This is a genomic window from Pseudomonas mohnii (assembly GCF_900105115.1).
Classification (GTDB): domain Bacteria; phylum Pseudomonadota; class Gammaproteobacteria; order Pseudomonadales; family Pseudomonadaceae; genus Aquipseudomonas; species Aquipseudomonas mohnii.
Map to the genome: position 1 here is coordinate 3,669,407 of NZ_FNRV01000001.1, position 26,207 is coordinate 3,695,613.

29 protein-coding genes are annotated in these 26,207 nt (G+C 60.4%); 12 read left to right on the forward strand and 17 right to left on the reverse strand.

Annotated elements, in window-relative coordinates:
* Window positions 1–86 precede the first annotated feature (86 nt).
* Window positions 87–902 (forward strand): HDOD domain-containing protein, encoded by an 816-nt coding sequence (locus tag BLV61_RS16980; RefSeq protein ID WP_177329364.1) that lies wholly within the window; start codon window positions 87–89, stop codon window positions 900–902.
* A gap of 44 nt (window positions 903–946) precedes the next feature.
* Window positions 947–1,759, forward strand: coding sequence for a bifunctional DNA-formamidopyrimidine glycosylase/DNA-(apurinic or apyrimidinic site) lyase (mutM, locus tag BLV61_RS16985; RefSeq protein WP_047534590.1), 813 nt, complete (start codon window positions 947–949; stop codon window positions 1,757–1,759).
* Window positions 1,760–1,844: 85 nt separating this feature from the next.
* On the opposite strand, the gene BLV61_RS16990 is transcribed toward mutM, so the two are convergent.
* From BLV61_RS16990 to BLV61_RS17010, 5 genes are all read right to left on the reverse strand, one after another.
* Entirely contained in the window at window positions 1,845–2,096 is a 252-nt protein-coding gene (locus BLV61_RS16990; protein ID WP_003176712.1) for a YfhL family 4Fe-4S dicluster ferredoxin, read from the reverse strand.
* A 185-nt stretch (window positions 2,097–2,281) separates the two neighbouring features.
* Window positions 2,282–2,761 carry a pantetheine-phosphate adenylyltransferase gene (gene coaD, locus BLV61_RS16995; protein ID WP_007975368.1) on the reverse strand — a complete coding sequence of 160 codons (480 nt, stop codon included), beginning with the start codon at window positions 2,759–2,761 and terminating at the stop codon, window positions 2,282–2,284.
* Between the two features lie 115 nt (window positions 2,762–2,876).
* Window positions 2,877–4,472: a GMC family oxidoreductase gene (locus tag BLV61_RS17000; RefSeq protein ID WP_090466548.1), complete on the reverse strand. Its 1,596-nt coding sequence runs from the start codon at window positions 4,470–4,472 to the stop codon at window positions 2,877–2,879.
* A 134-nt stretch (window positions 4,473–4,606) separates the two neighbouring features.
* On the reverse strand, window positions 4,607–5,152 hold the full coding sequence (locus BLV61_RS17005) for a twin-arginine translocation pathway signal protein (RefSeq protein ID WP_090466550.1): 546 nt from the start codon (window positions 5,150–5,152) through the stop codon (window positions 4,607–4,609).
* A gap of 28 nt (window positions 5,153–5,180) precedes the next feature.
* Window positions 5,181–6,611 (reverse strand): coniferyl aldehyde dehydrogenase, encoded by a 1,431-nt coding sequence (locus tag BLV61_RS17010; RefSeq protein ID WP_090466552.1) that lies wholly within the window; start codon window positions 6,609–6,611, stop codon window positions 5,181–5,183.
* Between the two features lie 146 nt (window positions 6,612–6,757).
* Between BLV61_RS17010 and BLV61_RS17015 the strand changes: the two genes are divergently transcribed.
* Entirely contained in the window at window positions 6,758–7,426 is a 669-nt protein-coding gene (locus BLV61_RS17015; RefSeq protein ID WP_090466554.1) for a TetR/AcrR family transcriptional regulator, read from the forward strand.
* 50 nt (window positions 7,427–7,476) lie between these two features.
* Window positions 7,477–8,331, forward strand: a complete 855-nt coding sequence (locus BLV61_RS17020; RefSeq protein WP_090466557.1) for a sulfurtransferase — start codon at window positions 7,477–7,479, stop codon at window positions 8,329–8,331.
* A gap of 58 nt (window positions 8,332–8,389) precedes the next feature.
* On the opposite strand, the gene BLV61_RS17025 is transcribed toward BLV61_RS17020, so the two are convergent.
* The 6 genes from BLV61_RS17025 to BLV61_RS17050 all read right to left on the reverse strand — a co-directional run bounded on the left by BLV61_RS17025 (window position 8,390) and on the right by BLV61_RS17050 (window position 15,270).
* A complete protein-coding gene (locus BLV61_RS17025) occupies window positions 8,390–9,220 on the reverse strand; it encodes an AraC family transcriptional regulator (RefSeq protein WP_090466559.1) in 831 nt (276 codons plus the stop codon).
* Between the two features lie 3 nt (window positions 9,221–9,223).
* Window positions 9,224–10,210 carry a hydrolase gene (locus tag BLV61_RS17030; RefSeq protein WP_047534576.1) on the reverse strand — a complete coding sequence of 329 codons (987 nt, stop codon included), beginning with the start codon at window positions 10,208–10,210 and terminating at the stop codon, window positions 9,224–9,226.
* A 209-nt stretch (window positions 10,211–10,419) separates the two neighbouring features.
* Window positions 10,420–11,673: a M16 family metallopeptidase gene (locus tag BLV61_RS17035; RefSeq protein WP_090466561.1), complete on the reverse strand. Its 1,254-nt coding sequence runs from the start codon at window positions 11,671–11,673 to the stop codon at window positions 10,420–10,422.
* A 141-nt stretch (window positions 11,674–11,814) separates the two neighbouring features.
* Window positions 11,815–12,432, reverse strand: coding sequence for a 16S rRNA (guanine(966)-N(2))-methyltransferase RsmD (gene rsmD, locus BLV61_RS17040; protein WP_090466564.1), 618 nt, complete (start codon window positions 12,430–12,432; stop codon window positions 11,815–11,817).
* On the reverse strand, window positions 12,432–13,922 hold the full coding sequence (locus BLV61_RS17045) for a M16 family metallopeptidase (RefSeq protein WP_090466566.1): 1,491 nt from the start codon (window positions 13,920–13,922) through the stop codon (window positions 12,432–12,434). The genes rsmD and BLV61_RS17045 overlap by 1 nt, the downstream gene beginning before the upstream one ends.
* Complete coding sequence (locus tag BLV61_RS17050) at window positions 13,915–15,270, reverse strand: M16 family metallopeptidase (protein WP_090466568.1); 1,356 nt, start codon at window positions 15,268–15,270, stop codon at window positions 13,915–13,917. The genes BLV61_RS17045 and BLV61_RS17050 overlap by 8 nt, the downstream gene beginning before the upstream one ends.
* A gap of 344 nt (window positions 15,271–15,614) precedes the next feature.
* Between BLV61_RS17050 and ftsY the strand changes: the two genes are divergently transcribed.
* The 4 genes from ftsY (at window position 15,615) to rpoH (ending at window position 19,724) form a co-directional block, all read left to right on the forward strand.
* A complete protein-coding gene (ftsY, locus tag BLV61_RS17055) occupies window positions 15,615–17,069 on the forward strand; it encodes a signal recognition particle-docking protein FtsY (protein ID WP_090466571.1) in 1,455 nt (484 codons plus the stop codon).
* Complete coding sequence (gene ftsE / locus BLV61_RS17060) at window positions 17,066–17,737, forward strand: cell division ATP-binding protein FtsE (protein ID WP_003229148.1); 672 nt, start codon at window positions 17,066–17,068, stop codon at window positions 17,735–17,737. Before ftsY ends, ftsE begins: the two co-directional genes overlap by 4 nt.
* Window positions 17,734–18,756, forward strand: coding sequence for a permease-like cell division protein FtsX (gene ftsX, locus BLV61_RS17065; protein ID WP_047534558.1), 1,023 nt, complete (start codon window positions 17,734–17,736; stop codon window positions 18,754–18,756). The genes ftsE and ftsX overlap by 4 nt, the downstream gene beginning before the upstream one ends.
* Before the next feature lie 113 nt (window positions 18,757–18,869).
* Complete coding sequence (rpoH, locus tag BLV61_RS17070) at window positions 18,870–19,724, forward strand: RNA polymerase sigma factor RpoH (protein WP_047534555.1); 855 nt, start codon at window positions 18,870–18,872, stop codon at window positions 19,722–19,724.
* 115 nt (window positions 19,725–19,839) lie between these two features.
* Here rpoH and mtgA read toward each other — a convergent pair whose 3' ends face one another.
* Window positions 19,840–20,562, reverse strand: coding sequence for a monofunctional biosynthetic peptidoglycan transglycosylase (gene mtgA / locus BLV61_RS17075; protein WP_047534552.1), 723 nt, complete (start codon window positions 20,560–20,562; stop codon window positions 19,840–19,842).
* A 74-nt stretch (window positions 20,563–20,636) separates the two neighbouring features.
* Between mtgA and BLV61_RS17080 the strand changes: the two genes are divergently transcribed.
* The 4 genes from BLV61_RS17080 to trmB all read left to right on the forward strand — a co-directional run bounded on the left by BLV61_RS17080 (window position 20,637) and on the right by trmB (window position 22,879).
* Window positions 20,637–21,017, forward strand: coding sequence for a DUF423 domain-containing protein (locus BLV61_RS17080; protein WP_047534549.1), 381 nt, complete (start codon window positions 20,637–20,639; stop codon window positions 21,015–21,017).
* A gap of 71 nt (window positions 21,018–21,088) precedes the next feature.
* On the forward strand, window positions 21,089–21,289 hold the full coding sequence (thiS, locus tag BLV61_RS17085; protein ID WP_161793944.1) for a sulfur carrier protein ThiS: 201 nt from the start codon (window positions 21,089–21,091) through the stop codon (window positions 21,287–21,289).
* Window positions 21,290–21,349: 60 nt separating this feature from the next.
* On the forward strand, window positions 21,350–22,144 hold the full coding sequence (locus BLV61_RS17090; protein ID WP_090466573.1) for a thiazole synthase: 795 nt from the start codon (window positions 21,350–21,352) through the stop codon (window positions 22,142–22,144).
* Window positions 22,145–22,153: 9 nt separating this feature from the next.
* Window positions 22,154–22,879, forward strand: coding sequence for a tRNA (guanosine(46)-N7)-methyltransferase TrmB (gene trmB / locus BLV61_RS17095; protein WP_090466575.1), 726 nt, complete (start codon window positions 22,154–22,156; stop codon window positions 22,877–22,879).
* A gap of 118 nt (window positions 22,880–22,997) precedes the next feature.
* Here the strand turns inward: trmB and BLV61_RS17100 are convergent, their stop codons facing one another.
* The 5 genes from BLV61_RS17100 to metW are packed head-to-tail and all read right to left on the reverse strand — an operon-like array spanning window position 22,998 to window position 26,206.
* Window positions 22,998–23,321 (reverse strand): DUF3392 domain-containing protein, encoded by a 324-nt coding sequence (locus BLV61_RS17100; RefSeq protein ID WP_047534544.1) that lies wholly within the window; start codon window positions 23,319–23,321, stop codon window positions 22,998–23,000.
* A gap of 9 nt (window positions 23,322–23,330) precedes the next feature.
* The gene (gene hemW / locus BLV61_RS17105) at window positions 23,331–24,536 is read right to left on the reverse strand and encodes a radical SAM family heme chaperone HemW (protein ID WP_090466577.1); all 1,206 of its coding nucleotides are present in this window, start codon (window positions 24,534–24,536) and stop codon (window positions 23,331–23,333) included.
* Complete coding sequence (gene rdgB / locus BLV61_RS17110; protein ID WP_047534541.1) at window positions 24,533–25,129, reverse strand: RdgB/HAM1 family non-canonical purine NTP pyrophosphatase; 597 nt, start codon at window positions 25,127–25,129, stop codon at window positions 24,533–24,535. Before rdgB ends, hemW begins: the two co-directional genes overlap by 4 nt.
* Window positions 25,126–25,560: a DUF4426 domain-containing protein gene (locus BLV61_RS17115; RefSeq protein WP_090466579.1), complete on the reverse strand. Its 435-nt coding sequence runs from the start codon at window positions 25,558–25,560 to the stop codon at window positions 25,126–25,128. Before BLV61_RS17115 ends, rdgB begins: the two co-directional genes overlap by 4 nt.
* Before the next feature lie 25 nt (window positions 25,561–25,585).
* On the reverse strand, window positions 25,586–26,206 hold the full coding sequence (gene metW / locus BLV61_RS17120) for a methionine biosynthesis protein MetW (RefSeq protein WP_047534534.1): 621 nt from the start codon (window positions 26,204–26,206) through the stop codon (window positions 25,586–25,588).
* Window position 26,207: the final 1 nt, after the last annotated feature.

Below are 26,207 nucleotides of genomic sequence, written 5' to 3' on the forward strand. Positions count from 1 at the left end.
TAGAATCTGCGCCTGACCCAGAGTGTGTACTTATGTCCCAAGAGCTGACTCCCGAACAAATCCAGCAATCCCTGCAAGGCATCAGTGTGCCGGCCCAACCGCAGATCATGGTGGATTTGCAGATGGAGCAGTACATGCCGGACCCGGATCTGGAGGTGATCGCGAAGCTGATTTCCCAGGATCCAGGTCTCTCGGGCTCCCTGTTGAAGATCGTCAACTCACCTTATTACGGCCTGACGAACAAGATCGCCTCGATCCAGCGCGCGGTGAATCTGCTGGGCAGCCGTTCGATCATCAACCTGATCAACGCCCAGTCGATCAAGGGTGAGATGAACGATGAAACCATCGTCACCCTGAACCGTTTCTGGGATACGGCCCAGGACGTGGCGATGACTTGCCTGACCCTGGCCAAGCGCACCGGCACCCAGGCTGGCGATGAAGCTTATGCCCTGGGCTTGTTCCACGACTGTGGCGTACCGCTGATGCTCCAGCGCTTCCCTGACTACATGGGCGTTCTGGAACAGGCCTATGCCAATGCCGGCCCCGAGTGCCGGGTGGTGGATACCGAGAACAAAGCGTTCAACACCAACCACGCGGTGGTCGGTTACTACACGGCCAAGTCCTGGCGCCTGCCGGAACACGTAACGGCTGCGATTGCCAACCATCACAATGCCCTGGCGATCTTCAGCGATGAATCGTCGCGCAACAGCACGTTGAAAAACCTGCTGGCGATCCTGAAGATGGCCGAGCACATTTGTGCGTCCTACCGCGTGCTGGGCAATCAGACCGAAGACCACGAATGGAACAGCATCGGGCATCTGGTGCTCGATTACGTCGGTTTGTCGGACTACGACTTCGAAACCCTCAAGCAGACCATTCGCGATCTCGGCACTCACCGCTGAGTGTCGGACCTTCTTCTTTTTCGAGCGCCCGATTCGAGAGCACCATGCCTGAACTGCCAGAAGTCGAAACCACCCGTCGAGGCATTGCACCGCACCTGGAAGGCCAGCGTGTCAGTCGGGTAATCGTGCGCGATCGTCGGCTGCGCTGGCCTATTCCCGAAGACCTCGATGTGCGGTTGTCCGGGCAGCGTATCGTGCTGGTCGAGCGGCGCGCCAAGTACCTGCTGATCAATGCCGAGGTCGGTACGTTGATCAGTCATCTGGGCATGTCGGGCAATCTGCGGCTGGTGGAGGTCGGCACGCCGGCGGCCAAGCATGAGCACGTGGATATCGAGCTCGAATCGGGCCTGGCCCTGCGCTACACCGACCCGCGACGGTTTGGTGCGATGTTGTGGAGCCTCGACCCGCTCAACCACGAATTGTTGATTCGCCTCGGGCCAGAGCCACTGACCGACCTGTTCGATGGCGAGCGGTTGTTCCAGCAGTCCCGCGGGCGTTCGATGGCGGTCAAGCCGTTCATCATGGACAACGCGGTGGTGGTGGGCGTCGGCAACATCTACGCGACCGAAGCGCTGTTCGCCGCCGGGATCGACCCGCGTCGCGAGGCCAAGAGCATTTCCCGGGCGCGCTATTTGAAGCTGGCGATCGAAATCAAACGCATCCTGGCCGCCGCCATCGAGCGCGGAGGTACCACGTTGCGGGACTTTATCGGTGGTGATGGTCAGCCGGGCTACTTCCAGCAGGAACTGTTCGTGTACGGCCGTGGCGCTGAACCGTGCAAAGTCTGTGGGACAGAGCTGCGGGAAGTGAAGCTCGGGCAGCGCGCCAGCGTCTTTTGCCCACGCTGTCAGCGCTGAAACGCCTGCGGTCTCCCACAGGGTTTAAGCGATCCTTGTGGGAGCGGGCTTGCCCGCGATGGCGTTCGAACAGATATCGAAAGACTCAAGCCTTGCCGGTAATTTTCCGGTACTTCTCCATCAACTGCTCTTGCGTTTCCGGGTGGGCTTCGTCCAGGGGAATGCAATCGACCGGGCAGACCTGTTGGCACTGAGGTTCGTCGTAGTGGCCGACGCACTGGGTGCACAGGTTCGGGTCGATCACGTAGATCTCTTCGCCTTGGGAAATGGCGGCGTTCGGGCACTCGGGTTCGCAGACGTCGCAGTTGATGCAATCGTCGGTGATGATCAGGGACATGCTAACTCCAGCCAGGGCGACAGGCCCGGGCGCAATAAATCAATGCGCGTAATTGTGCCGCATTGGCGCCTGCGTTGCACGCAGGTGCGACGTACTGCAGGCGCCAGCCTGCTGGCGATGAACCCGAGAACGCCGCGGGGTGTCGTTTTCCCGCCCAGCAGGTTCGCTCCTGCGGTTTGCGGGGGCTATTTCTTGAAGCGCTCGGTCAGGGCATCCGCCACCGCAGGGTGGACGAACTTGGTGATATCGCCGCCCAGGGCTGCGATTTCGCGGACCAGCGTCGAGGAAATGAACGAATAACGTTCGGATGGGGTGAGGAACAGGCTCTCCACATCCGGAGCCAACTGACGGTTCATGTTGGCCAGCTGAAATTCGTACTCGAAATCCGACACCGCGCGCAGACCACGCAGGAACACATTGGCATTCTGCTCTTTGGCAAAGTGCGCCAGCAGCGTCGAGAAGCCGACGACTTCAACGTTCGGCAGATGTTTGGTGACCTCGCGTGCCAGCTCCACGCGCTGTTCCAGAGGAAACAACGGGTTTTTCTTCGGGCTGGCGGCGACGGCAATGATCACGTGATCGAACAGGCGCGAGGCGCGTTCGACCAGATCGCCATGGCCCTTGGTAATAGGGTCGAAGGTACCTGGGTACAACACTCGGTTCATCGCGTCGTCCTGGCGGGAGTGCGTTGGGGAGTCGGATGGTATCGCAGCCTAACCGGTCGGCCAAGTCGCCTGTTGGGTAAGGACGCACTATAGACGATGGGAATATTCGTCGTTTTCATGAGTTTTTCAAACGTTCGGCCAGGGAAGTCGCCAGTTGCGCGGTCAGCCCGTAGACCGACAACTGCGGATTTGCGCCAATGCTGGTGGGGAACAGCGAGCCGTCGTGTATCGACAGATTGGCCAGCTGATGATGTCGACCGAGGCTGTCGGTCACGGCGGTTTTCGGGTCTTCGCCCATGGCACAGCCGCCCATTACATGGGCGCTGCCCAGCCGGGTGCGGTACAGCTCCAGGCTCAAGCCATCGATCAGCGTGCGCGCTTCGCCCAGGGTTTTCACATAACGGGCATCGGCGTGCATTGGCATCACCGCCTTGGCGCCACCGGCGAACTGAATCTCGGCCATGCTGTGGAACGCACGGCGCAAGCCTTCCCATACATAAGGCGTCATCGGGTAATCGAGCACCGGCGTGCCATCACCGCGCAACTCGACGGCGCCGCCGGTGCTGTCCGGGTGAAAACCGTCCCGCAGCAACGCGAGCATGGCGTGAGTATGGGGAAGGTTGGCCATGTGCTGTGCGTTTTCCTGGCCAAAACCGCCGAGCAGCGTGCTTGCCAATGCGGGGTGCAGTGGCGGGACTTCCAGTTTGTAGGCCATTCTGCCCGTGGTGCCGTCCAGCCATTGGAAATAGTCTGAATAAATCGACTGGGGTGCCCCGTAAAACGGATTGATCACTTCATCAAACAGCCCGGCGGACATGTTCACCACATGCAGGAAAGTCCGTTTGCCCAGCCGTTTGTGCGGATCAGGCGCGTCGGAACGCAGCAACAGCGCCGGGCTGTTGATTCCGCCGCCCGCCAGTACGTAATGCCGCGCCTTGACCGTGATGCGGCGCCCTGTGGGTTCGACGCAGCGCTCGTCCATCGCCACGCATTGCAGGCCCGTGACCTTGTCGCCCGCCAGAATGAGCTTTTCAGCGCGGGCCAGGAACAGCAATTCGCCACCCTTTTCCAGCGTGGCGGGAATGGTCGTGACCATCATCGATTGCTTGGCGTTGGTCGGGCAGCCCATGCCGCAGTAGCCGAGGTTCCAGCAGCCGCGCACGTTGCGCGGGATCACGTGCCAGCTGTATCCGAGCTTTTCGCAGCCTTTGCGGATCACGTCGTTGTTGGCGTTGGGCGGAACCCTCCACGGGGCGACCCCCAGACGCTGTTCCATTTTCTCGAACCACGGCGCCATTTCAGCCGGCGAGTGGCCCTTGACGTTGTGCTCCCTGGCCCAGTGTTCCAGGGTCGGTTCCGGGGTGCGGAAGCTGGAGGTCCAATTGATTAGCGTGGTCCCGCCCACCGCGCGGCCCTGGAGGATGGTGATCGCACCGTCCTTGCTCATGCGGCCGATGCCTTCCTGATAGAGGCTGGCGTAGGCCTGGTCTTCAAGCAGCTTGAAGTCGCTGCTGGTCTTGAGTGGACCCTCCTCAATCAGCAGTACTTTGTAACCGGCTGCGCTGAGGATTTCGGCCGTGGTTCCACCGCCGGCGCCACTGCCAATGATCGCCACATCCGCTTCGAGGGTCAGGTCCTGGGTCAGTTGTGAGCCGTTGTAGGTTTTCCAGCCACGGGCCATGCCTTCGCGGAACGGATCGGGTACGGGCATCTTCGGGTTCTCTTGTTGTTATGGTTTGGACCAGTGGTGTTCATGAGGCCGTCTTCGCGAGCAGGCTCGCTCCCACAAGGGGTACGCGATCCTCTGCGGGAACGTGGCTTGCCCGCGATAGGGCCGACTCGATTTCAAACCGTTGGCGGCCCTGGATACCCGCAATGAGCCCACGATTCCTTGCGGCCGTACCAGGCCATCATCACCAGTTGCAGTAACGAGTTGTGACCCATGCGCAACAGGCCCAAGGCGCTGTTCTCCCAGCGATCGAGGAAATGCCGGATCTCAGCGCCGCTGGCGTTCTCCCAACTGCCCCAGATGCCGGTCAGTGGCCCACGGGTCACGGCCATGCCCAGCACGTCGAACAGTTGCCGGGTCAGCTTGAGCATTTCCGGCGACAGGTGATCAAGGTTGTAATCCAGGCTTTTCAGGGTGCCTTCGACGGCGTCGGACATACCTTCGACGGCCACGGCGCCATCGAGCATGACCGGCACCAGTGCCCGCAGAAACAGCAGGTCGCCACCGCGCAAAGACGAAAACCCGCTGGCCGGGATGCTCGACGAGCACCCGCTCAGGCTGGCTCCCAACCCGGCCGTGGCAAGAAAGGCGCTGGCGCCGAGGCTGAACTTGAGCAGGCCGCGCCGTGACAGCGCGGGTGTATCGGACAGGCTTGGGCTCATTGTTGTTATTACCCGACGGTGACGATCGTTAGCGGATGAACAGCTTCTGGATCAGTTTCTGAATGGATTTTCCATACGGCGGGTAGATCAGTTTCGCCGCGTTGAATCGCTGTTTGATCAGCACACCCTTGGCCTTGCTGAAGGTCAGGAAACCTTCGTGTCCGTGGTAATGACCCATGCCCGAAGCGCCAATGCCGCCGAAGGGCATGTCGTCCTGGGCAACGTGCAGCAGGGTGTCGTTCAGGCACACGCCGCCGGAATGGGTTTCATGAAGCACGCGGTTTTGCTCGCGTTTGTCGTAACCGAAGTAGTACAGCGCCAGTGGGCGAGGGCGCTGGTTGATGTAGGCAAACGCCTGATCCAGATCCTTGTACGGCACGATCGGCAGCAGTGGACCAAAGATTTCGTCCTGCATCACCGTCATGTCGTCGCTGACGTTGAGCAGCAAACTGTGGCCCATACGGCGTCCCTGGCCCTGTTCGAACAGCGGTATCAGCAGCGCGCCTTTGCTGGTGGCATCGCTGATATAGCCATTGAGTCGCGCCAGTTGGCGATCATTGATGATCGCGGTGTAGTCCGGGTTGTTGGCCAGGGTCGGAAAAAACCCGCAAACCGCCTGGCGATAGGCTTCGACGAAAGAGCCGACGCGGTCTTCGGGCACCAGCACGTAGTCCGGCGCCACGCAGGTTTGTCCGGCGTTGAGGGTCTTGCCGAAAGCGATGCGTTCGGCGGCGTCCTTGAGGGGCACGTCGTGGGACACGATGGCTGGGGATTTGCCGCCCAATTCGAGGGTAACGGGCGTCAGGTTCTCCGCAGCGGCCCGCATCACGTGTTTGCCGATGCTGGTGGCGCCGGTGAACAACAAATGATCGAAACGCAGTCGTGAAAACGCGACCCCGATATCGGCCTCGCCCAGTACCACGCAGACCAGGTCTTCGGGAAAGATTCGTCCCAGCAGGTCCTTGAGCAGCAAACCGGTAGCAGGCGTGGACTCGCTGAGCTTGAGCATCACCCGATTACCCGCCGCCAATGCGCCGACCAGAGGCCCGATGGCCAGGTACAACGGGTAGTTCCACGGCACGATCACCCCGACCACGCCCAGCGGCTGGTAAACCACTTTGGCCGAGGCAGGCTGGAAGGCCACGCCGACCTTGCGGCGCGACGCTCGCATCCAGCCTTTGAGGTGGCGGCTGGCGTAATGAATGCCATGCAGGCTGGGCATCAATTCGGCGAGCAGGGTTTCGTCGGCGCTGCGGTGGCTGAAGTCCTGGCTGATGGCATCAATCAGGGGTTCGCGTTCAGCGCTCAACAGGTCGCGCAATGCCTTGAGCCATTGCTGGCGCTGGGCCGCGGGTGGCATCGGGTTGGCGGCGTAGGCGGCGCGCTGCGCGTTGAAGAGGTTGTGGAGTTCTTCCAGAGGCTGCTGCAGGTCTTGCAGGTAGGAAATTCCAGCGGTCATGGTCGGCTCCGGATTTATTGTAATGAGGCTCGTTTTAGAGTCTATGCTCTATAAAGTCAAATGACATCCTGCCGCAGCTTTGTTTTATCCCTGTCCGGTTAGGTCGTAAGATGCTCATCAACGCACTCTGAATTAAAGCTCAAGCCATGGCCCCAAGGATCAAAACCAGCGAGCGCATCGTGCAGAACAGCCTCGAGCTGTTCAATCAGCAGGGCGAGCGCAGCATCAGCACCAATCACATCGCTGCTCACATGGAGATTTCTCCGGGCAACCTGTACTACCACTTCCCCAACAAGCAGGCGATCATCGCTGTGCTGTTCAGTGAGTACGAAAGCCTGGTGGACAGTTTCCTGCGCCCGCCCCAGGGCCGCGCCGCCACGGTGGAAGACAAGCGCTTCTACCTCAAGGAGCTGCTGTCGGCGATGTGGCGCTACCGGTTTTTGCATCGCGACCTCGAGCACTTGCTCGACAGCGATGCAGAACTGGCCGGACGCTATAGGCGCTTTTCCCAGCGTTGCCTGATCCAGGGCACGCACATCTACGAGGGCTTCGTCGAGGCGGGCATCCTGAAGATGGATCGGGTGCAGATCGAATCCCTGACCCTCAATGCCTGGATCATCCTCACGTCCTGGGTGCGCTTTCTGTGCACCACGCGGGAAAACTCCAGCCACCTCAGCGAGCAAGCGATCAAGCGCGGGGTCTATCAAGTGCTGGTGCTGGAGGCTGGCTTTGTCACGGATCAGGCGCGCGATGCGGTCAACGCCTTGTTCGAGGAGTTTTATGTGCCGTTGGCCCAGGCGCTGGAAGAGCTGTGAAGCGCAAAGTGCAGTAGGATCGTCATTCGACAACCTCACAGGAGCCCGTTATGCCCATTGCGCAACTGATCAGCCCGCAAGCGCTGGACCTGAAGAAGGACCAGCCGGGGTTGGTGATTCTGGATTGTCGTTTTGCCCTCGAAGACCCGGATTACGGTCAGCGTAGCTATGCCGAAGGGCACATTGCCGGGTCGAGCTTCGCCGATCTCGAGCGCGATCTCAGCGGCAAAGTGGTCAAGGGTGTGACCGGGCGTCATCCATTGCCTGAGCCGGCCGCCCTGATCGAGCGTCTGCAAGCCTGGGGCATCAATGCCGACAGCGAAGTGGTTTTGTATGACGACGGTCCGGGTGCCTATGCGGCGCGGGCCTGGTGGCTGCTGGCATGGTTGGGCAAGCGTGAGGGTGTGTTCATCCTCGATGGTGGGCTCAAAGCCTGGCACGGCGCAGGGTTGCCGTTGAGTCTGGATGCGCCGTCCATCTCGCGCGGCACCTTTAGCGGGAGCCCTGACGGTTCGCTGCTGCTCAGCGCAGAACAGCTGCAAAAACGCCTCGGCCAACCCGCGCTGACGTTGCTCGATGCCCGCGCCTTGCCGCGCTTCAAGGGAGAAGTGGAACCGATCGATCCGATTGCCGGGCACATCCCCGGCGCTCAGTGTGCGGCGTTCACCGATAATCTGGGCAGCGACGGGCGTTTCCTGCCGGCCGATCAGCTCAAGCAGCGTTTTGCGGCGAAGCTGCAAGGCCGTTCGCCGACCGGGCTGGTGGCGTATTGCGGGTCCGGTGTGACGGCTTGCCATAACCTGTTCGCGTTGTGCCTGGCGGGTTATCCATTGGGCTCGTTGTATGCCGGGTCGTGGAGCGAATGGATCAACGAGCCTGCTCGCGGCGTCGCCAAAGGCGAATAGTCACCGCAATCCTTGTGGGAGCGAGCTTGCTCCCACAGGGGGAGGTGGATTTCAGATATCAAGACAGGCGCGCACTGCGATACGCCCCTGGCCCCACCCCATACACCTGCTTGAATTGCCGACTCAGATGACTCTGGTCGGCAAACCCCAATTGCGTCGCGACTTCCAGTGGCAAGCAACCGCCCTGCAACAGTGCCCGTGCCCGAGCGATGCGTTGTTGCATCAGCCAGGTGTGCGGCGGCATGCCGGTGGCGCGGCGGAACACCCGGGCAAAGTGAAAGGGCGACAGGTTCACCGCCGCTGCCAGTTCTTCCAGCGAGGGCGGTGCCGCCAGTTGCGTTTGCAACAAGTCCTTGGCCAATGTCACCGCCCGGTGTTCCTTGCCCGGTTTTCCGGCATCCGGAACCGCTGCGTGACGCTGCAGCAATGAAAGCATCAGTTCACGCCAGGCGGTCTGTTGTTGCAGTGCGGTGGACGGGCTTTCCAGCAAACGGTGCAATTGGCAGAAACCATTCACCAGATCCGGATCGCGGTACAGCGTGGCGCCGAACGCCGGCAGGTGACGGGTGGGCAATTCGAGTTCGGCCAGCAGCGACAGGATCTGCCCGCTATCGGGATAAAACGCCCGGTACAGCCAGCCATCCTCCGTACCCTTGTGGCCGGTGTGCAGTTCGTCCGGGTTGATCAATACCAGCGTGCCGCTGCCTGCCAGATGCTCGGCGCCGCGATACCGGTAGCGCTGGGCGCCCGCCATGATCATGCCGATCACGTAACCGTCGTGCACATGAGGGGCGAAACGGTGTTCGATGTAGCGCGCAGACAACAACTCGACCCCGGCCAGTGGCGCGGTCTGCCAGAAGAGGATGGATTCGCCCTGATGGTTATTCACGGTCTACTTGCGAGCCAAGGTGGCCAGCCATTGTGGGATACGCCGTTCCAGGTAATACCCCGGTTGCCGGAACGAACCGTCGACAAATCCGACGTGCCCACCCTTGGCTTGCAACTCGAATTGCGTGCAGGCCGATAACTCTTGTGCCTGGGGCAGGCTGTGGGAAAACACGAAGGGGTCATCGGCTGCCTGAATGAGCAAGGTTGGCGTGCGGATTTCGCCCAGGAAGTAGCGGCTCGATGCACGGCGATAGTAGTCCTCGGCATCGGTGAAGCCATTAAGCGGTGCGGTGACCCGGCCATCGAAATCCCAGAACGTGCGCATGTTTTCCAGCGAGCCCAGCGCGGCGAGCGCTGCCAGGCCATCCTCGCGCCCGTCGTGCTGGAACTGCCGCTGCTTGTTCTTGATGTAGGCCAGCATCTCGCGCATGAAGTGCGCCTGATAAACCTTGGAAAAACCCTGGCCGATACGGTCGGCGCACTGGTCCAGGCGAAACGGCACCGACACCGCCACCGCGCCGAGCAGGCCGCTGGCGCTGCCGGTTTCGCCCAGATGCTTGAGCAACACATTGCCGCCCAGGGAATAACCGACGGCATACAGCGGAGCGAGAGGGCGTTTGGCCCGCAGGTGCCTGATGGTTTCGGCGAGGTCTTCACTGGCGCCGGAATGGTAGCTGCGCGGCAGCAGGTTGGGTTCGCCAGAGCAGCCGCGCCAGTTCAGTGCGACGCTGGCCCAGCCCCGGTCGCCCAGCGCTTTTTGAATCCCGGCCACGTAAGGCGAATTCGACGAACCGGTCAGTCCGTGCAACACCAGGACCAGGGGCGCGTCGACGCTGTGCGGGCCGTGCCAGTCGAGGTCGAGGAAGTCGCCATCCTCGAGCCACAGGCGTTCACGCTCGCGCTCAAGGTGTGTGGTTTTGCGCCACAGCGGTCCCCACAAGGTTTGCAAGTGCGGGTTGCCGAGACCGAAGGCGGGGGTGAAGGTTTCCATGGGGAATTGGGGGCAACTTGTAGTGAGACATTCTGTTCAATTGCAGACCGCTGCTTGTGAAATGCAGAGGAATTCATGGGGCGTGTCTTGCTCGCCGCAAGTTGCTAACTTGCCATAAACCACAAGGGTTCGCGACCGGCAAGAGAAGCCCCTGTGCATGGTCACACAGGGGCCGGTTTTCAGGGGTTGATGGTTACACTGGGCTTTCGTTAAGCCGAGGTCTTTTTCTCGATGGGAAACACATGTGCCACGGTTGCGCGTTCGCGAGTGAAGCAGGCATTGACGGCGCGCTGAACATCCTGCGTCGTGACGCTGCGCAATTGCGCGACCTCAAGATCGATCAACTGCCATGGCTGAGCCGATCCTACAAGATAGCCGATACCACTCGCCTGCGTTTGAGGGTTGTCGTAGAGCGCCTGTCGGGTAGTACTTTCTTGAATGATAGCGGGCTCGAGCTCCTCGGGTGTGAACGGCACGCGCTTAAGGTCATCCAGTAATGCCCACAGGTCGGCTTCGGCCTGCTGCGGATCACCATTGAAGTAGAAAGCGAGGGTGAATTGATTATTGACTCGACTGAGTCGAAGGACATTTGCAAAGATTGTCGAGCGGTCGTCATTCTCGAATGACTTCAGGCGTGCGGAGGACTCAAACAGGGAGGACAATACTTCCAGTGCCCTGACGGATTGCGGATCGGGGGCGTTCTCCATCCCCGGTGTGTTGAATATGACGAGCATCAGCGGGTATTCGGTTTCCAGAAATTGCGTTATCTGGCGGTAGCCGGGTTCTGACGGTCCTTTTATCAAGGGTCTGAAGGGAGCGGCGCGCTGGTCTTCCGATCCAAAGTGTCGCTCGACCAGTCGTCTTGCCTCCTCAGTATCGACATCGCCGACAATCACCAGGCAGGCATTACTGGGGCAATACCGGCTCTGGCGCCAGTTTCTGAGGTGTTCAAAGGTCAGTCGTTCAAGATTGGCTGCAATCGCGTCGCGGGGCCTGTAGTAACTGTGCCCGGTGGTTATCAGCGCGTCGATTTCCGGACTGAAACTAACTGTAGATATGAACAAGGATTTTTCCTTGTTGCACAGAAGTTCTTCGTCCAGCCAGGTGCGTAGCAATTCATCCGATGGTTCGTCCGTCATGATGGTCGACTGGACTTTGAGCGCACTTTCCAGGTGTTCGGCGGCGATCAGTAGGATGTCTCTCAGCCCTTTAGAGTCTCCGAAGTTTTGATGAATGGCTCCGGTCTCTTTGATGAAGTCGTCATAGTCAGGCATCAGTGCATTTTGTAATACATCTGTGACCCCGAAGTCTTCGGGGTGCTCGTCATCAGTTCCTACGGCAAAAACCAGTGTGATTCCGACCTGAGGGGTTCTGTGATCCTCGCGGACAATGACCCTCAGGCCATTGTCGAGGGTGAACTCATGGGTGGGGTGGGGCGTTCGTTCAGTCATTAGCGTGTTCATCCGTTAATCCTTCATTGCATCCATGCGAGACATTTCGCACGGTTACGATGAGCCAGGAGCAGATAAACAAGCCACTTCAGATGTGTTGCGTTTTAAGAAACAGTCGCGACGCAAGGCAGACCACTGGTCTGCCCGTACGCTTTACTCAGCAAGTTTTTCCGCGAGGCGCTGCCATAACGAGTAGTACACACGCCCGGATTTCTGCTCGCGATGAAGACGCCAGTTTTGCGGCAGGCCCAGGGTCGAGGGTGCGCTTTCGCTTTCGGTATAAACCCAGGCGTCGTCTGCCAGCCACTGACGCTCTTCAAGCAGCGTGCAAACGGCGGGCAACAGGTTCTGGTTGAACGGCGGGTCGAGGAACACCAGGTCGTAGGCCGTTGCAGTCTGGGTTTCCAGGTAGCGCAGGGCGTCGGCGGTCTGGACCTGTCCGTTGGTGCAGCGTAGCGTACCCAGATGCTCCTTGAGGCTGGACACCGCGATACTGCTGGCGTCCAGCGCCTGGCCCATGGCTGCGCCACGGGATAAGGCTTCGAGAAACAGCGCGCCACTGCCCGTGAACGGGTCGAGCACCTTGGCGCCAGGGACGTAGGGGGCTAGCCAGTTGAACAGGGTTTCACGCACCCGGTCCGGCGTCGGGCGCAGGCCTGGAGCGTCAGGGAAGCTCAGCTTTCGGCTGCGCCATTCGCCGCCGATGATGCGCAGTTGGTTCACGCCGTTATGCACGTTGTGAACCGGTTTTTTAGGACGGGAAGTGGCCATTAATGCTCCGGAACCCCGAGCGGTTGCTCGGCAGGTTTATCAGTAGGGGCCGGTAACGGCTTTTGTGGCACGGTCGGGCCAGCGCTGACGATGACCATTTTGTCCGTGCTCAGGTGTTTGTTCAGTGCGGCTCGGACTTGCTCGACAGTCAGGTTCTGCGACTGTTGCATGAAGTCCTCAAGATGACTCAGCGGCAGGTTATAGAAGCCGATGGCGCCCAGTTGGCCGACAATATCGGCGTTGCTGGCGGTCGACAGCGGGAAGCTGCCGGACAGTTCGCGCTTGGCGTCGTCGAGTTCTTTTTCGGTCGGGCCGGTTTTAAGGTAGTCGGCGAGCACGTCCTGCACCAGCTTCAGGGTGCCTTCGCTCATCTCGGCGCGGGTCTGCAGATTGATCATGAACGGGCCGCGTGCCTGCATCGGGGTGAAGCCCGAATACACGCCGTATGACAGGCCACGCTTCTCGCGGACTTCGCTCATCAGGCGAGTGCCGAATCCGCCTCCGCCGAGGATCTGATTACCCATGGACAGGGCCGCGTAGTCCGGATCGTCACGGTCGATGCCCAGTTGCGCGAGCATCAGGTTGGTCTGCTTGGACGGAAACTCGATATGACCAATGCTGGCCTTGGGTTCAGCCGGTTGCGCGATTTTCGGCAGGGCGGAGCCTTTGGGCAAGGCAGCGGAAACCTGCGCCGCAATGGCTTCGGCTTCACTGCGGGACAAGTCACCCACCAGTGCGATCACTACGTTCCCGGCGGCGTAGGCTTTCTGGTGGAACGCGCGCAGTTGCTCCAGGGTGATGCCCGGAATGGTGCTCGCCGTGCCGTCGCTGGAGTGCGCGTACGGGTGATCGCCATACAGGCGATTCATCAATTCGACGCTGGCCAGTTTGCCGGGGTTCTGTTTCTGGTATTCGAAACCGGCGAGCAACTGGTTCTTGATGCGGGTAAAGGAATCAGCGGGGAACGTCGGTTTGCCGACGACTTCGGCAAACAGCTTCAAGGCCGGCTCGCGTTTGTCCGCGGCGCTGAGGCTGCGCAGGGAGGCGACCGCCATGTCTTTGTAGGCCCCGTTGCCGAAATCGGCGCCCAGGCCTTCGAAACCCTGGGCAATCGCGCTGACATCTTTACCGGCGACGCCTTCGTTGAGCATGGCATTGGTCAGCGTGGCCAGACCGGGTACATCGCCATCCTGGCTGCTGCCGGCGGCAAAGATCAGGCGCATGTCGAACATTGGCAGCTCACGGGCCTCGACAAACAACACCTTGGCGCCTTCGGCGGTGTTCCAGCTCTGGACATCGAGTTTGCGATGGCTCGGCGCCTTGCCGTTGAGCTCGGTCAATGATTGCAGTTTCTGGCTGGCCTTGGCTTTATCCAGCGCTTCACTGGCAATGGAATCATCAGTCTTGGCGAAATAGAACGCGGCAGAGCCGATCAGCATGGCAGCGATCAGGCCCAGCAGGGCCAGGCGCGGTTTTTTACGCTCACTCATGAGTCGTCTCCTCTGGCAGAACATGGGCGACGCTGAGACGTTCGCGGGTGAAATACAGCTTGGCGGCTTTCTGGATGTCTTGCGGGGTCACGCTTTCCAGTTCGGCGAGTTCGGTGTCCATCAATTTCCAGGACAGCCCGACGGTTTCGAGTTGGCCGATGGCGGTGGCCTGACTGGTGATTGAGTCACGCTCATAAACCAGGCCGGCGATGACCTGTGCCCGCACGCGTTCAAGTTCTTCGCTGGACGGCGCGGTGGTTTTCAACTGTTCGAGCAGCTTCCACAAACCGGCTTCTGCCTGCTCGATGGTTTTGTTTTTCTGGCTGTTGGGTGTTGCCGACAGCGTGAACAGGCTGTCGCCACGGGTGTAGGCGTCGTAGCTCGACGAAGCGCCGGACACCAGCTCTTCGCCACGCTCCAGTTGGGTCGGGATGCGTGCGCTATAGCCACCGTCGAGTAGGGCGGAAATCAGGCGCAAGGCATTCACCGAGCGTTTGTCTTCGGCGGTGGCAATGCTCGGTACGTTGAATGCCAGCATCAGGCTGGGCAGTTGGGTCTTCACGTGCAGGATGATCTGGCGCTCGCCGGGTTCGGCCAGTTCCAGCGGAATCTTCGCCGGCGGCACATCGCGTTTGGCGATCGGGCCGAAGTAACGCTGGGCCAGGGCTTTGACTTCATCCGGGGTCACATCGCCGACCACTACCAGCGTGGCGTTGTTCGGCACGTACCAGGATTCATACCAGTGGCGCAGCTCTTCGACCTTCATGCGGTCCAGATCCGCCATCCAGCCGATGGTGGGCGTGTGATAGCCGCTGGCCGGGTAAGCCATGGCCTTGAAGCGCTCGTAGGCCTTGGACATCGGTTTGTCGTCGGTGCGCAGGCGGCGTTCTTCTTTAATGACTTCGATTTCCCGGGCGAACTCATCGGGCGGCAGACGCAGGCTGGCCATGCGGTCGGCTTCCAGTTCGAAGGCCACGCCCAGGCGATCGCGGGCCAGTACCTGGTAATAAGCGGTGAAGTCGTCGCTGGTGAAGGCGTTCTCCTCGGCGCCGAGGTCGCGCAGGATCAGCGAGGCTTCGCCGGGGCCGACTTTCTCGCTGCCCTTGAACATCATGTGCTCCAGGGCGTGGGACAACCCGGTCTGACCCGGAGTCTCGTAGCTGGAGCCGACCTTGTACCAGACCTGTGACACCACCACCGGCGCGCGATGATCTTCGCGCACGACGACCTTCAGACCATTGTCGAGGGTGAATTCGTGGGTGGGTTGCGAGTCGGCGGCCAGGGCCGAAAGGGGCAGGCAAACTGTGCTGAGCAGCAGGCCAGCAGCGCGGCGGGCTAGAGCATTCATTCGTTTTTAAACCTTTGGGACTGTCCGCTTGGTCTTAGCCTAGGCGGGCGAGGAGGTGCTAGGATACTGATCCGTTTTAGCGGCGGCCACGCCTATCAGGCCTTTATGCTTGATCAGGTTGATTGGGTTTTCGACGGAAGGTGGATATTTATCAACTGAATTCCGCTTTTTCGCCGATTTTGCTGCTTTAGTCCTATGAGAAGTCGATTTCTTGAGGTGCCGATGAGCGCCTCGACAAAATGTTGCGCGTGAACAAGCTGGGTCAATCGCAGTCTGTTCTGCATCGAATATTTATTTGCCGGGGCGCCCGTTGGCGCGTCGCTACCGTGAGATAGCCGTCCCCCATGTTTGGTTCCAACGACGACAAGAAGACCCCAGCTGCGGCTGGCGAAAAGAAAAGCCTGTTCGGATGGCTGCGCAAAAAGCCGCAGGAACCCGCCGTCGAACAGCCACAGCCAATTCCTGAACCAACGCCAGCGCCAGAGGCAGAGCCTGCGCCCGTTGTGTTGCCAATCGCCGAGCCAGTGCTGCAACCGGTTGCAGCGCCTGCTGACGAAGCCCCGACCGAATTGCCACAGACCCCGGTCGCTCAGCCCTGGCTGACGTTGCCGGTGGCGGAAGAGCCGGTGGCCCTGGTCGAAGATGAGCAGGCGCCCCATGTGACGCCGCCGATTCCTGTGCACACGCCAGTGGCGCAGGAGCCGGTTCGGGCGCCAGTGATTGAGCCGGTGGTTGCCGCGCCGGTTGTCGAGGCTGCGCCGGTATTCGTCCCGCCGGTTGCACCGGTTGTCAAAGCGCCAGAGCCTGCACCTGTTGTCGCCGCACCGGTCGAACCGCCGGTCGAGCCTGTTCGCACCGAAGAAACCAAGGCGGGTTTCTTCGCCCGCCTCAAACAAGGCCTGTCCAAGACCAGCGCCAGCATCGGCGAAGGCATGGCCAGCCTGTTTCTGGGCAAGAAAGCCATCGATGATGATCTGCTCGATGATCTCGAAACCCGTCTGCTGACTGCCGACGTCGGGGTCGAAGCCACTTCGGTGATCATTCAGCGCCTGACCCAGAAGGTCGCGCGCAAGGAGCTGGCTGACTCCGATGCCTTGTACAAGTCCCTGCAAGCCGAACTGGCCGCAATGCTCAAGCCCGTCGAGCAACCGCTGAAAATCACCTCGCAAAGCAAGCCGTTCGTGATTCTGGTCGTTGGCGTCAACGGTGCCGGCAAGACCACCACCATCGGCAAGCTGGCGAAGAAACTGCAGCTGGAAGGCAAGAAAGTCATGCTCGCTGCCGGTGACACCTTCCGTGCTGCAGCGGTCGAGCAATTGCAGGTCTGGGGTGAGCGCAACAAGATCCCGGTGATTGCCCAGCACACCGGCGCCGACTCGGCTTCGGTGATTTTCGACGCTGTGCAGGCCGCCAAGGCCCGTGGCATCGATGTGTTGATCGCCGACACGGCCGGTCGTCTGCACACCAAAGACAACCTGATGGAAGAGCTGAAAAAAGTTCGCCGGGTGATCGGCAAGCTCGACGCCGATGCACCGCACGAAGTGTTGCTGGTGCTCGACGCCGGCACCGGCCAGAACGCCATCAACCAGGCCAAACAGTTCAACCAGACCGTCGAGCTGACGGGCCTGGCACTGACCAAGCTCGACGGAACCGCCAAGGGCGGGGTGATTTTTGCCCTGGCCAAGCAATTCGGTCTGCCGATCCGCTACATCGGTGTCGGTGAAGGCATCGACGATTTGCGCACTTTTGAAGCTGAACCCTTTGTCCAGGCGCTGTTTGCCGAGCGGGAGCGTTCATGATTCGTTTCGAACAGGTCGGTAAACGCTACCCGAACGGTCACGTCGGCTTGCATGAGCTGAGCTTTCGAGTGCGTCGCGGTGAGTTTTTGTTTGTAACCGGTCATTCAGGTGCCGGTAAAAGTACGTTGTTGCGCCTGCTGCTGGCCATGGAACGACCCACCAGCGGCAAGTTGCTGCTGGCCGGGCAAGACCTGAGCACCATCAGCAACGCCCAGATACCATTCCTGCGCCGGCAGATCGGCGTGGTGTTCCAGAACCATCAACTGTTGTTTGATCGCACAGTGTTCAACAACGTCGCGCTGCCGTTGCAGATTCTTGGCCTGTCCAAGGCGGAAATCGCCAAACGTGTGGATTCGGCCCTGGAGCGCGTGGCGCTGTCGGACAAGACCGATCTGTACCCCGGCGACCTCTCCACCGGCCAGCAACAACGCGTTGGCATTGCCCGCGCCATCGTTCACCGTCCGGCTTTGCTGCTGGCGGACGAACCGACCGGTAACCTCGACCCGCGGCTGGCGGCGGAAATCATGGGCGTGTTCGAAGATATCAACCGTTTGGGCACCAGCGTATTGATCGCCAGTCACGACCTGGCACTGATCGCGCGCATGCGCCACCGCATGCTGACCCTGCAGCGCGGTCGATTGATCGGCGACGGGGAGGCCGGCGTATGAGTGCGACTCGCAGTCCGAAGGTTTCAGAACGCGTGGCGCCGAAGGCCGCCGATCCGCAACCGACCAAGAAAAAAGGCGACGACGATGATGGCCCGGACTTCGCGACGCTGTTTCGCGCCTGGATCGAGAGCCATCGCGCCAGCCTGCTGGACAGTCTGCGCCGGCTGGGTAAACAGCCCATCGGCAGTTTTTTCACCTGCATGGTGATGGCGGTGGCCCTGAGTTTGCCCATGGGCCTGTCACTTTTGCTAAGTAACGTTGAACGTCTGGGTGGTTCCTGGCAGCGTGCTGCGCAGATTTCACTGTACTTGCAGCTCGAGGCCAGCCCGGCTGAGGGCGAGGCGCTACGCGCGCAGATCAAGGGCATGCCGGGCGTGGCCGATGCCGAATACGTTGGCCGGGATCAGGCGCTGGAAGAGTTCCAGCAGCAGTCCGGCCTGGGCGACGCCCTCAAGGAGTTGCCGGAAAACCCGCTACCCGGCGTGGTCCTGGTGACGCCGAAAGAAGTCGATAAGCCGACACTTGAAGCATTAAGACAAAAACTTTCCGATCTGCCGAAGGTACAGCAGGCGCAGCTTGATTTAGTCTGGGTGGAGCGTCTGGCAGCCATTCTCAAGCTGGGCGACCGTTTTGTCTTCGGTCTGACCGTGCTTCTGGTTTCTGCATTACTTTTGGTGATAGGCAATACCATTCGTCTTCATATTGAAAACCGCCGCACAGAGATCGAAGTGATTAAACTGGTCGGCGGCACTGACAGCTATGTGCGCAGGCCCTTTCTCTATATGGGCGCGCTTTATGGCTTCGGTGCGGGGATTTTTTCCTGGGGCGTATTGGCGTTTGGCCTTGACTGGCTGAATGACGCGGTAGTCGGACTGGCCGGTTTGTACGGCAGCAATTTCGCGCTGGCCGGAGTACCAGTTGCCGACGGTCTGTCTCTCTTGCTTGGCGCTGTGCTGTTGGGGTATATCGGTGCATGGATTGCAGTCGCACGCCACCTGAGGGAGCTTGCGCCTAAGTAGTATCATTTTGCTCGTATTGACCTTTCAGCATTTATGGGAACTTGTTCTACGGTTTCTGGTCAATTTTCGCAGTGCTTAACTGCACGAGTTATGTAAGTCGGAGGTTTTTTCGTATGACCAATTCTTTGCAACCTGCATATGCTCTGGTCCCGGGTGCGAACCTGGAGGCTTATGTGCACACGGTGAACAGCATTCCGTTGCTGACGCCGGAGCAGGAGCGTGAACTGGCCGAGAGTCTCTACTATGAGCAGGATCTTGAGGCGGCTCGGCAGATGGTGCTCGCCCACCTGCGTTTTGTCGTTCATATCGCCCGTAGCTATTCCGGCTACGGTCTGGCTCAGGCTGACCTGATCCAGGAAGGTAACGTCGGCCTGATGAAGGCCGTGAAGCGCTTCAACCCGGAAATGGGCGTGCGCCTGGTGTCCTTTGCCGTGCACTGGATCAAGGCGGAAATCCACGAATTCATCCTGCGCAACTGGCGGATCGTGAAGGTCGCGACCACCAAGGCCCAGCGCAAGCTCTTCTTCAACCTGCGCAGTCAGAAGAAACGTCTGGCCTGGTTGAACAACGAGGAAGTCCATCGCGTGGCGGAAAGCCTCGGTGTAGAGCCGCGGGAAGTGCGCGAGATGGAAAGTCGCCTGACCGGCCATGACATGGCCTTCGACCCGGCTGCCGAAGCTGACGACGACAGTGCTTTCCAGTCGCCGGCCAACTACCTGGAAGACCACCGGTACGACCCGGCTCGTCAACTGGAAGATGCCGACTGGAGCGACAATTCCAATCACAACCTGCACGAAGCGCTGGAAGTGCTGGACGACCGCAGCCGAGACATCCTCTATCAGCGTTGGCTGGCAGAGGAAAAAGCCACGCTGCACGACCTGGCGCAGAAGTACAACGTGTCGGCCGAGCGTATTCGTCAGCTCGAGAAGAGCGCGATGAACAAACTCAAGTTGTCGATTGCGGCGTAACCGGCAAGCAGGCAATAAAAAACGCCCCGATCATTGATCGGGGCGTTTTTGTTTCTGGCCTCACACATACCCAATGTGGGAGCGAGCAGGCTCGCTCCCACAGGGGATACGCATGTTACTGAGACCACGGCGCCCGACGGGAATCGTTCAGTCCAATCAAATAACTGTCTCCCCCCAGCTGGCTCATCTGCTGCCGTATCCACCCCGCACGCCGCGAAACGTACGAAGTCGGATGGCTGGCGCTCCACACGCGCGGGTTTGGCAGCACGGCAGCCAATAGACTCGATTGCTGGCGGCTGAGGTTTTTCGCGCTGATGCCAAAATGATGTCGTGCAGCGGCCTCGGCACCAAATACCCCGTCATCCCACTCGACGCTGTTGAGATACACCTCAAGAATTCGCTGCTTGGGCCAGAACACTTCGATCAGCCCGGTAAACCAGGCCTCCAGGCCTTTGCGCAACCAGCTGCGACCTGACCACAGGAACAGGTTTTTCGAGACCTGCTGGCTCAGGGTGCTGGCGCCGCGAACCGTACCGCCGAGCTCGTTATGGGCCAGTGCGGCCTGGATCGCCCCGAAGTCAAAGCCCCAGTGCTCCGGGAATTTCTGATCTTCCCCGGCGATTACCGCGACTTTCAGGTCGTCCGAGATTTCATCCCAGGGCTTCCAGGTGCGTTGCAGGTCAATGGGCTCGCCGTTGAACCACGATTCAATCTTGCGTTCGACCATCAATGCCGTACCCGGTGGCGGCACTACGCGAAAGATCAGCACCAGCAATACGCTGCCGCCCATGAACCAGAGCACGGCCTTCGTGAAACGACGGAAATATATACGCAGCATAGAGATGGCTTGGCCGAACCCGTTGAGCGGGCCATTATACAGACCCTGTTGATTGCGTCTGACTGGAGTTCTTCATGCTGCGTGGCTTTCTGATGCTGGCCGCTTTTTTCGGTTTCACCGGTGTCGGCCTTGGCGCGTTCGCCGCCCACGGTCTGAAAAATCGCCTGAGTGCCGAGTACCTGGCCATTTTCCACACCGGCGTCACCTATCAGCTGGTGCATACCCTGGCGTTGCTGGGTGTGGCGCTGCTGGCCACGCAGATTCCCGGTCGACTGATCACCTGGGCCGGTGCGTCCTTTGCCATCGGCATCCTGCTGTTCTCCGGCAGCCTGTACGTGCTGACGCTGACAGGCTTTAGCAAGCTTGGCATCATCACGCCTTTTGGCGGCCTGGCATTCCTGGTTGGCTGGTTTTGCCTGGGCCTTGCCGCCTGGCGCTTGCAGCTTACCGCTTGACGCTTGTTGCTGACCTTTAGGTCACGATCGGGCTAGAATGCCAGCCCCTAAAAATGATGGCGGCATCCGGCATGCGCATTCAGTTGAACGGCGAATCCTTTGAACTGCCCGACGGTGAAACCGTTGCGGCCCTGCTGACCCGTCTGGACCTGACCGGACGCCGGGTGGCGGTGGAACTCAATCTGGATATCGTTCCGCGCAGTCAGCATGCCGATACCACGCTCAACGACGGCGACAGCGTCGAAGTCGTGCATGCCATCGGCGGCGGCTAGCCGTCTGGCCCGCATGGGCCGACAATTCTGCAAGACCCTCACTCCTACAGAGGATTTCCCATGAGCATCGTTCGTAGCGACAAGCCTTTCGTCCTGGCCGGTCGTACTTACCAGTCGCGTTTGCTGGTGGGTACCGGCAAATACCGTGACATGGAAGAAACCCGCCTGGCCATCGAGGCCTCGGGTGCCGAGATCGTCACTTTCGCCGTGCGTCGTACCAACCTTGGTCAGAACGAGAGCGAACCGAACCTGCTGGATTTCCTGTCGCCGGATCGCTACACCTTTCTGCCGAACACCGCCGGTTGCTACGACGCTGTCGAGGCCGTGCGCACCTGCCGTCTGGCCCGTGAGCTGCTCGATGGTCACAACCTGGTGAAACTGGAAGTGCTGGCGGACCAGAAAACCCTGTTCCCCAACGTGATCGAAACCCTCAAGGCCGCCGAGTCGCTGGTCAAGGAAGGCTTCGACGTGATGGTTTACACCAGCGACGACCCGATCATCGCCCGGCAACTGGCGGAAATCGGCTGCATCGCGGTGATGCCGCTGGCCGGTCTGATCGGTTCGGGCCTGGGGATCTGCAACCCGTACAACCTGCAGATCATCCTTGAAGAAGCCAAAATCCCGGTGCTGGTGGATGCCGGGGTCGGTACCGCTTCCGACGCTACCATCTCCATGGAACTGGGTTGTGACGCTGTGCTGATGAACTCGGCGATCGCCCACGCCCAACAGCCGATCATGATGGCTGAAGCCATGAAACACGCCATCGTTGCGGGCCGTTTGGCTTACCTCGCTGGCCGCATGCCAAAAAAACTCTATGCCAGCGCCTCTTCGCCGCTGGATGGTCTGATCAAGTAAGAGCCATTGATGACTGAATCGAACGACACGCCTATCCAGACGGAAGAAGGCGACGAGCGCCAACACCGCCGCATCAAGAGTTTCGTGATGCGTGCCGGGCGCATGACCGAAGGCCAGCAACGTGGCCTGGAGCAGGGCACGCCGCTGTTCGTGCTGCCCCTGGCCGACGCGCCGGTGGACTTCGACCAGGTGTTCGGTCGCTCGGCACCGCGCTCGCTGGAAATCGGTTTCGGCATGGGCCATTCGCTGCTGGAAATGGCGGCAGCTTCGCCGGAGCAGGATTTCATCGGCGTCGAAGTGCACCGTCCGGGCGTTGGTGCGTTGCTCAACGGCGTGCTGACCCAGGGTTTGACCAACCTGCGGGTCTACGATTGCGATGCCATCGAAGTGCTCAACCGTTGCGTGGCCGACAACAGCCTTGATCGCCTGATGCTGTTTTTCCCGGACCCGTGGCACAAGAGCCGCCATCACAAGCGTCGTATCGTTCAGGCGTCGTTCGCCGAGTTGGTACGCAGCAAGTTGAAGGTCGGCGGTGTGCTGCACATGGCCACCGACTGGGAGCCGTACGCTGAATACATGCTGGAAGTGATGAACGTCGCGCCGGGTTATCGCAACCTGGCCGAAGACGGCAAGTGTGTACCACGCCCGGCCGAGCGGCCGATCACCAAGTTCGAACGCCGTGGCGAGCGTCTTGGGCATGGTGTATGGGACTTGAAGTTCGAAAAGCTGTCGTAGGAGCGAGCCTGCTCGCGAAAAACCAGAGAGCAACGCGGGGCCCCAGATGCCCCGCGTTTTCGTTAACGATCATCGCGAGCAGGCTCGCTCCTACAGTGGTTGTTCCGTGTAGCTGAAATCAGCGGCGGTCAGCGACGACGCCGATCAGCACCAGCACCACCAGCAACACCGGCGCCAGGCTGTAGTTGTTGAATTGGCTCAAGCCCCGAACGATCCACGGCGTGGCGTAGATCAGGGCGGCGCCGCTGCCGATCATGCACAGCAGGGCCATCAGCGGCACGCGCAAGGCGCCGGCGATGCTGCCCAGTCGTTGGTCGACCCAGCCCTTGAAATCCGCGCCGAACAGCACCAGCAGACAGCCCATCAGAGCCAGGGCGATCTCCGAGAGATTGCTGCGGCTCCAGCGAGAAACGGTGGCGAGCAGGTCGAGTACCAGATCCATTCGATTTCCTTATGTCAGAAACTTCTGCAGCAAGTCGTTGAGGAATAGCTGTCCGCGCTCGGTAGCCGCCAGACGTGACGGTTCGACCTGCAACAGGCCGCTTTGTTCTGCCTCGCGGCGAGCTTCGGCCAGGGTGTCCAGGGGCAGTCCGGTGCGTTCCGGATACAGCCGCGATTCGACCCCTTCGGTCAGGCGCAGGGCATTCATCAGGAACTCGAACGGCATCTCATCGTTGGTCAGGGCTTTCTCGCCCGCCTGGAAGCTTTTGGCAGGGTTGAGGTAGTCCTTCGGCAGGCGAGTCTTCCAGGTGCGCACGATGCGCCCGTCCGGATGGCTGAGCTTGCCGTGGGCACCGGCACCGATGCCAATGAAGTCGCCGAAACTCCAGTAATTGAGGTTGTGCCGTGCCGGGCGGCCCGGTTGGGCGTAGGCCGAGACCTCGTACTGCGCGTAACCGTGTTCGGCCAGCAGTGCCTGGCCGGCTTCCTGAATGTCCCACAACGTGTCGTCTTCCGGCAGCGTCGGCGGCTGGTTCCAGAACACGGTGTTCGGCTCCAGGGTCAACTGATACCAGGAAAGGTGGGTCGGCTTCAGGGCGATGGCCTGGCGCAGGTCGCTCAGGGCGTCCTCCAGGGACTGGTCCGGCAGACCGTGCATCAAGTCCAGATTGAAGTTGTCGAACCCGGCCTGGCGAGCCATGCCCGCGGCTCGCACCGCTTCGTCGCCGTTGTGGATTCGCCCCAGGGCCTCGAGCTTTGCTTGCTGGAAGCTCTGGATGCCGATCGACAGGCGATTGATGCCGAGCGCCCGGTAGGCGACGAATTTCTCTTGTTCGAAGGTGCCGGGGTTGGCTTCCAGGGTGATTTCGATGTCGTGGGCAAACGGGATGCGCTGTTCAACGCCTTCGAGCAATCGCCCCAACGCGGCGGCGCTGAACAGGCTCGGTGTGCCGCCACCGAAGAAAATCGAACTCAACTCGCGACCGTAGACGGCGTGCAGGTCCTGATCAAGATCGGCCAGTAAGGCGTCGACGTACTCTTCTTCCGGCAGCACCGGGCTGGCGGTATGGGAGTTGAAGTCGCAGTAAGGGCATTTGCGCACACACCACGGGATGTGGATGTACAGCGCCAGGGGTGGCAGTACCGGCAGAGCCGCCCGAGGCGATTGCGCGGCACCGCCGAAGATCAGCGGTGACGCGGAGCGGTCGTGGGTCATTTCAGGCCCAGACGCTGGCGCAGCAGATCCATTGCGCGGGCGCGGTGACTGATCTGGTTCTTGTCGCCCGGGCTCAGCTCGGCGCTGGAGCAATCGCGCTCCGGCACCCAGAACAGCGGGTCGTAGCCAAAGCCGTGTTCACCGCTGGCCTCCGTCAGGATGCGACCGTGCCACAGGCCTTCGCAGAGAATCGGCAGCGGATCGTCGGCGTGTCGCACCAAGGCCAGCACACAGACGAACTGCGCGCCGCGCTCGGCCTCGGGCACGTCCTTCAGGACGTCCAGCAGCTTGGCGTTGTTCGCCGCATCGCCCTTGCCGTCGGCATAGCGCGCCGAGTAGATGCCCGGCGCACCGCCGAGGAAGTCCACCGCCAGCCCGGAATCGTCGGCCAGCGCCGGCAGGCCGGAAATGCGCGCGGCGTTGCGGGCCTTGAGAATGGCGTTCTCGACGAACGACAGTCCGGTTTCTTCAGGCTCGACCTGGCTGAACTCGCCGATCGAGCGCAGTTGCACCGATTCGCCGAGCATGGCCTGGAGTTCCTTGAGTTTGCCGGCGTTGTGGCTGGCCAGTACGAGTTGCGTGAAGTTGATCATTCGCCGGGGAAGAGCTCTTGGTTGAAATTGATGGTGTTGATTTTGTCACCGGTCTGCACCTTGATTTCGAAGGTGCGGGTTTCCTGTTGAGGCACAGGGTACTGGGCGATGTAGTAAACGGCGCCTTGCTCGGTGATCTGTTTAAAGATCAATGGCACGCTCTGGCTGGTCAGGTCTTTGACCGAGCCGCTCACTTGCGCCATCTGCGGCTTGCCGTCCTTGATCACCGAAATATTGATGACGCCCTGATTCTTGCTGCGAATGAGTTCGGCCGACTTGGCGATGTCCGGCGTCAGGTACGTGGAGTTGAAGGTGTTGTAGTGCACCGTCATGTCGCCAAAGGTTTCCTGGCGTTCGCCCTTGATGACATCAGCAGCCATGGCCGTGACGCTCAGGCAGGCGGTGAGTAAAAACAGCGCTAGACGACCCATGATTTTCTCCTCGGAATGTGGTGATTCAGACCGCGACCTTGTGGTCCGCAAGCCCCGGGCTGCTGACGCGGTAGATACCGATCTCACCTAACAGATTAGGCCATAGCTTACTGGCCCACCCGTGCCGATGCTGTTGATCCACGGCAAGCCGATCAATGACCTTGGCTTCACGTTCGCGACACAAGGCTTCAAAGTCTTCGAAAGTGCAGAAGTGGATGTTCGGCGTGTTGTACCAGGTGTACGGCAGAAACTCGGAAACCGGCATCCGTCCCTTGCTGGCCAGGTACCAGCGGCACCGCCAGTGACCGAAGTTGGGGAAGGTGATGATGCACTGGCGACCGACCCGTAGCATTTCGTCGAGGATCTTGTCCGGGTAATGCACCGCCTGCAGCGCCTGGGTCATGACCACGACGTCGAAGCTGTTGCTGGCAAAGTTGCCCAGGCCCTTGTCCAGGTCCTGTTCGATGACATTGATACCCTTGGCCACGCATTCGGCGATGTTGTCCGCGTCGTTTTCCAGGCCATAACCGGTGACCTGCTTGTTGTCGCGCAGCCAGGTCAGCAGCTCGCCATCGCCGCAACCGAGGTCGAGCACGCGGCTACCGGCGGGGATCCATTCCTGGATGATTTCCAGATCAGCTCTCATG

Bases quoted from the DNA above. Each gene is read 5' to 3' on its own strand.
- BLV61_RS17030 (WP_047534576.1), bottom strand. From the start codon at position 10,210: ATGGAAACCTTCACCCCCGCCTTCGGTCTCGGCAACCCGCACTTGCAA.
- coaD (WP_007975368.1), bottom strand. From the start codon at position 2,761: ATGAACCGAGTGTTGTACCCAGGTACCTTCGACCCTATTACCAAGGGC.
- BLV61_RS17080 (WP_047534549.1), top strand. From the start codon at position 20,637: ATGCTGCGTGGCTTTCTGATGCTGGCCGCTTTTTTCGGTTTCACCGGT.
- hemW (WP_090466577.1), bottom strand. From the start codon at position 24,536: ATGACCCACGACCGCTCCGCGTCACCGCTGATCTTCGGCGGTGCCGCG.
- BLV61_RS17050 (WP_090466568.1), bottom strand. From the start codon at position 15,270: ATGAATGCTCTAGCCCGCCGCGCTGCTGGCCTGCTGCTCAGCACAGTT.
- ftsY (WP_090466571.1), top strand. From the start codon at position 15,615: ATGTTTGGTTCCAACGACGACAAGAAGACCCCAGCTGCGGCTGGCGAA.
- BLV61_RS17010 (WP_090466552.1), bottom strand. From the start codon at position 6,611: ATGACCGCTGGAATTTCCTACCTGCAAGACCTGCAGCAGCCTCTGGAA.
- rdgB (WP_047534541.1), bottom strand. From the start codon at position 25,129: ATGATCAACTTCACGCAACTCGTACTGGCCAGCCACAACGCCGGCAAA.
- mtgA (WP_047534552.1), bottom strand. From the start codon at position 20,562: ATGCTGCGTATATATTTCCGTCGTTTCACGAAGGCCGTGCTCTGGTTC.
- BLV61_RS16990 (WP_003176712.1), bottom strand. From the start codon at position 2,096: ATGTCCCTGATCATCACCGACGATTGCATCAACTGCGACGTCTGCGAA.
- rsmD (WP_090466564.1), bottom strand. From the start codon at position 12,432: ATGGCCACTTCCCGTCCTAAAAAACCGGTTCACAACGTGCATAACGGC.
- ftsE (WP_003229148.1), top strand. From the start codon at position 17,066: ATGATTCGTTTCGAACAGGTCGGTAAACGCTACCCGAACGGTCACGTC.
- BLV61_RS17020 (WP_090466557.1), top strand. From the start codon at position 7,477: ATGCCCATTGCGCAACTGATCAGCCCGCAAGCGCTGGACCTGAAGAAG.
- thiS (WP_161793944.1), top strand. From the start codon at position 21,089: ATGCGCATTCAGTTGAACGGCGAATCCTTTGAACTGCCCGACGGTGAA.
- BLV61_RS17045 (WP_090466566.1), bottom strand. From the start codon at position 13,922: ATGAGTGAGCGTAAAAAACCGCGCCTGGCCCTGCTGGGCCTGATCGCT.
- metW (WP_047534534.1), bottom strand. From the start codon at position 26,206: ATGAGAGCTGATCTGGAAATCATCCAGGAATGGATCCCCGCCGGTAGC.
- BLV61_RS17000 (WP_090466548.1), bottom strand. From the start codon at position 4,472: ATGCCCGTACCCGATCCGTTCCGCGAAGGCATGGCCCGTGGCTGGAAA.
- BLV61_RS17090 (WP_090466573.1), top strand. From the start codon at position 21,350: ATGAGCATCGTTCGTAGCGACAAGCCTTTCGTCCTGGCCGGTCGTACT.
- BLV61_RS17100 (WP_047534544.1), bottom strand. From the start codon at position 23,321: ATGGATCTGGTACTCGACCTGCTCGCCACCGTTTCTCGCTGGAGCCGC.
- trmB (WP_090466575.1), top strand. From the start codon at position 22,154: ATGACTGAATCGAACGACACGCCTATCCAGACGGAAGAAGGCGACGAG.
- rpoH (WP_047534555.1), top strand. From the start codon at position 18,870: ATGACCAATTCTTTGCAACCTGCATATGCTCTGGTCCCGGGTGCGAAC.
- BLV61_RS17005 (WP_090466550.1), bottom strand. From the start codon at position 5,152: ATGAGCCCAAGCCTGTCCGATACACCCGCGCTGTCACGGCGCGGCCTG.
- BLV61_RS17035 (WP_090466561.1), bottom strand. From the start codon at position 11,673: ATGAACACGCTAATGACTGAACGAACGCCCCACCCCACCCATGAGTTC.
- BLV61_RS17115 (WP_090466579.1), bottom strand. From the start codon at position 25,560: ATGGGTCGTCTAGCGCTGTTTTTACTCACCGCCTGCCTGAGCGTCACG.
- mutM (WP_047534590.1), top strand. From the start codon at position 947: ATGCCTGAACTGCCAGAAGTCGAAACCACCCGTCGAGGCATTGCACCG.
- ftsX (WP_047534558.1), top strand. From the start codon at position 17,734: ATGAGTGCGACTCGCAGTCCGAAGGTTTCAGAACGCGTGGCGCCGAAG.
- BLV61_RS17015 (WP_090466554.1), top strand. From the start codon at position 6,758: ATGGCCCCAAGGATCAAAACCAGCGAGCGCATCGTGCAGAACAGCCTC.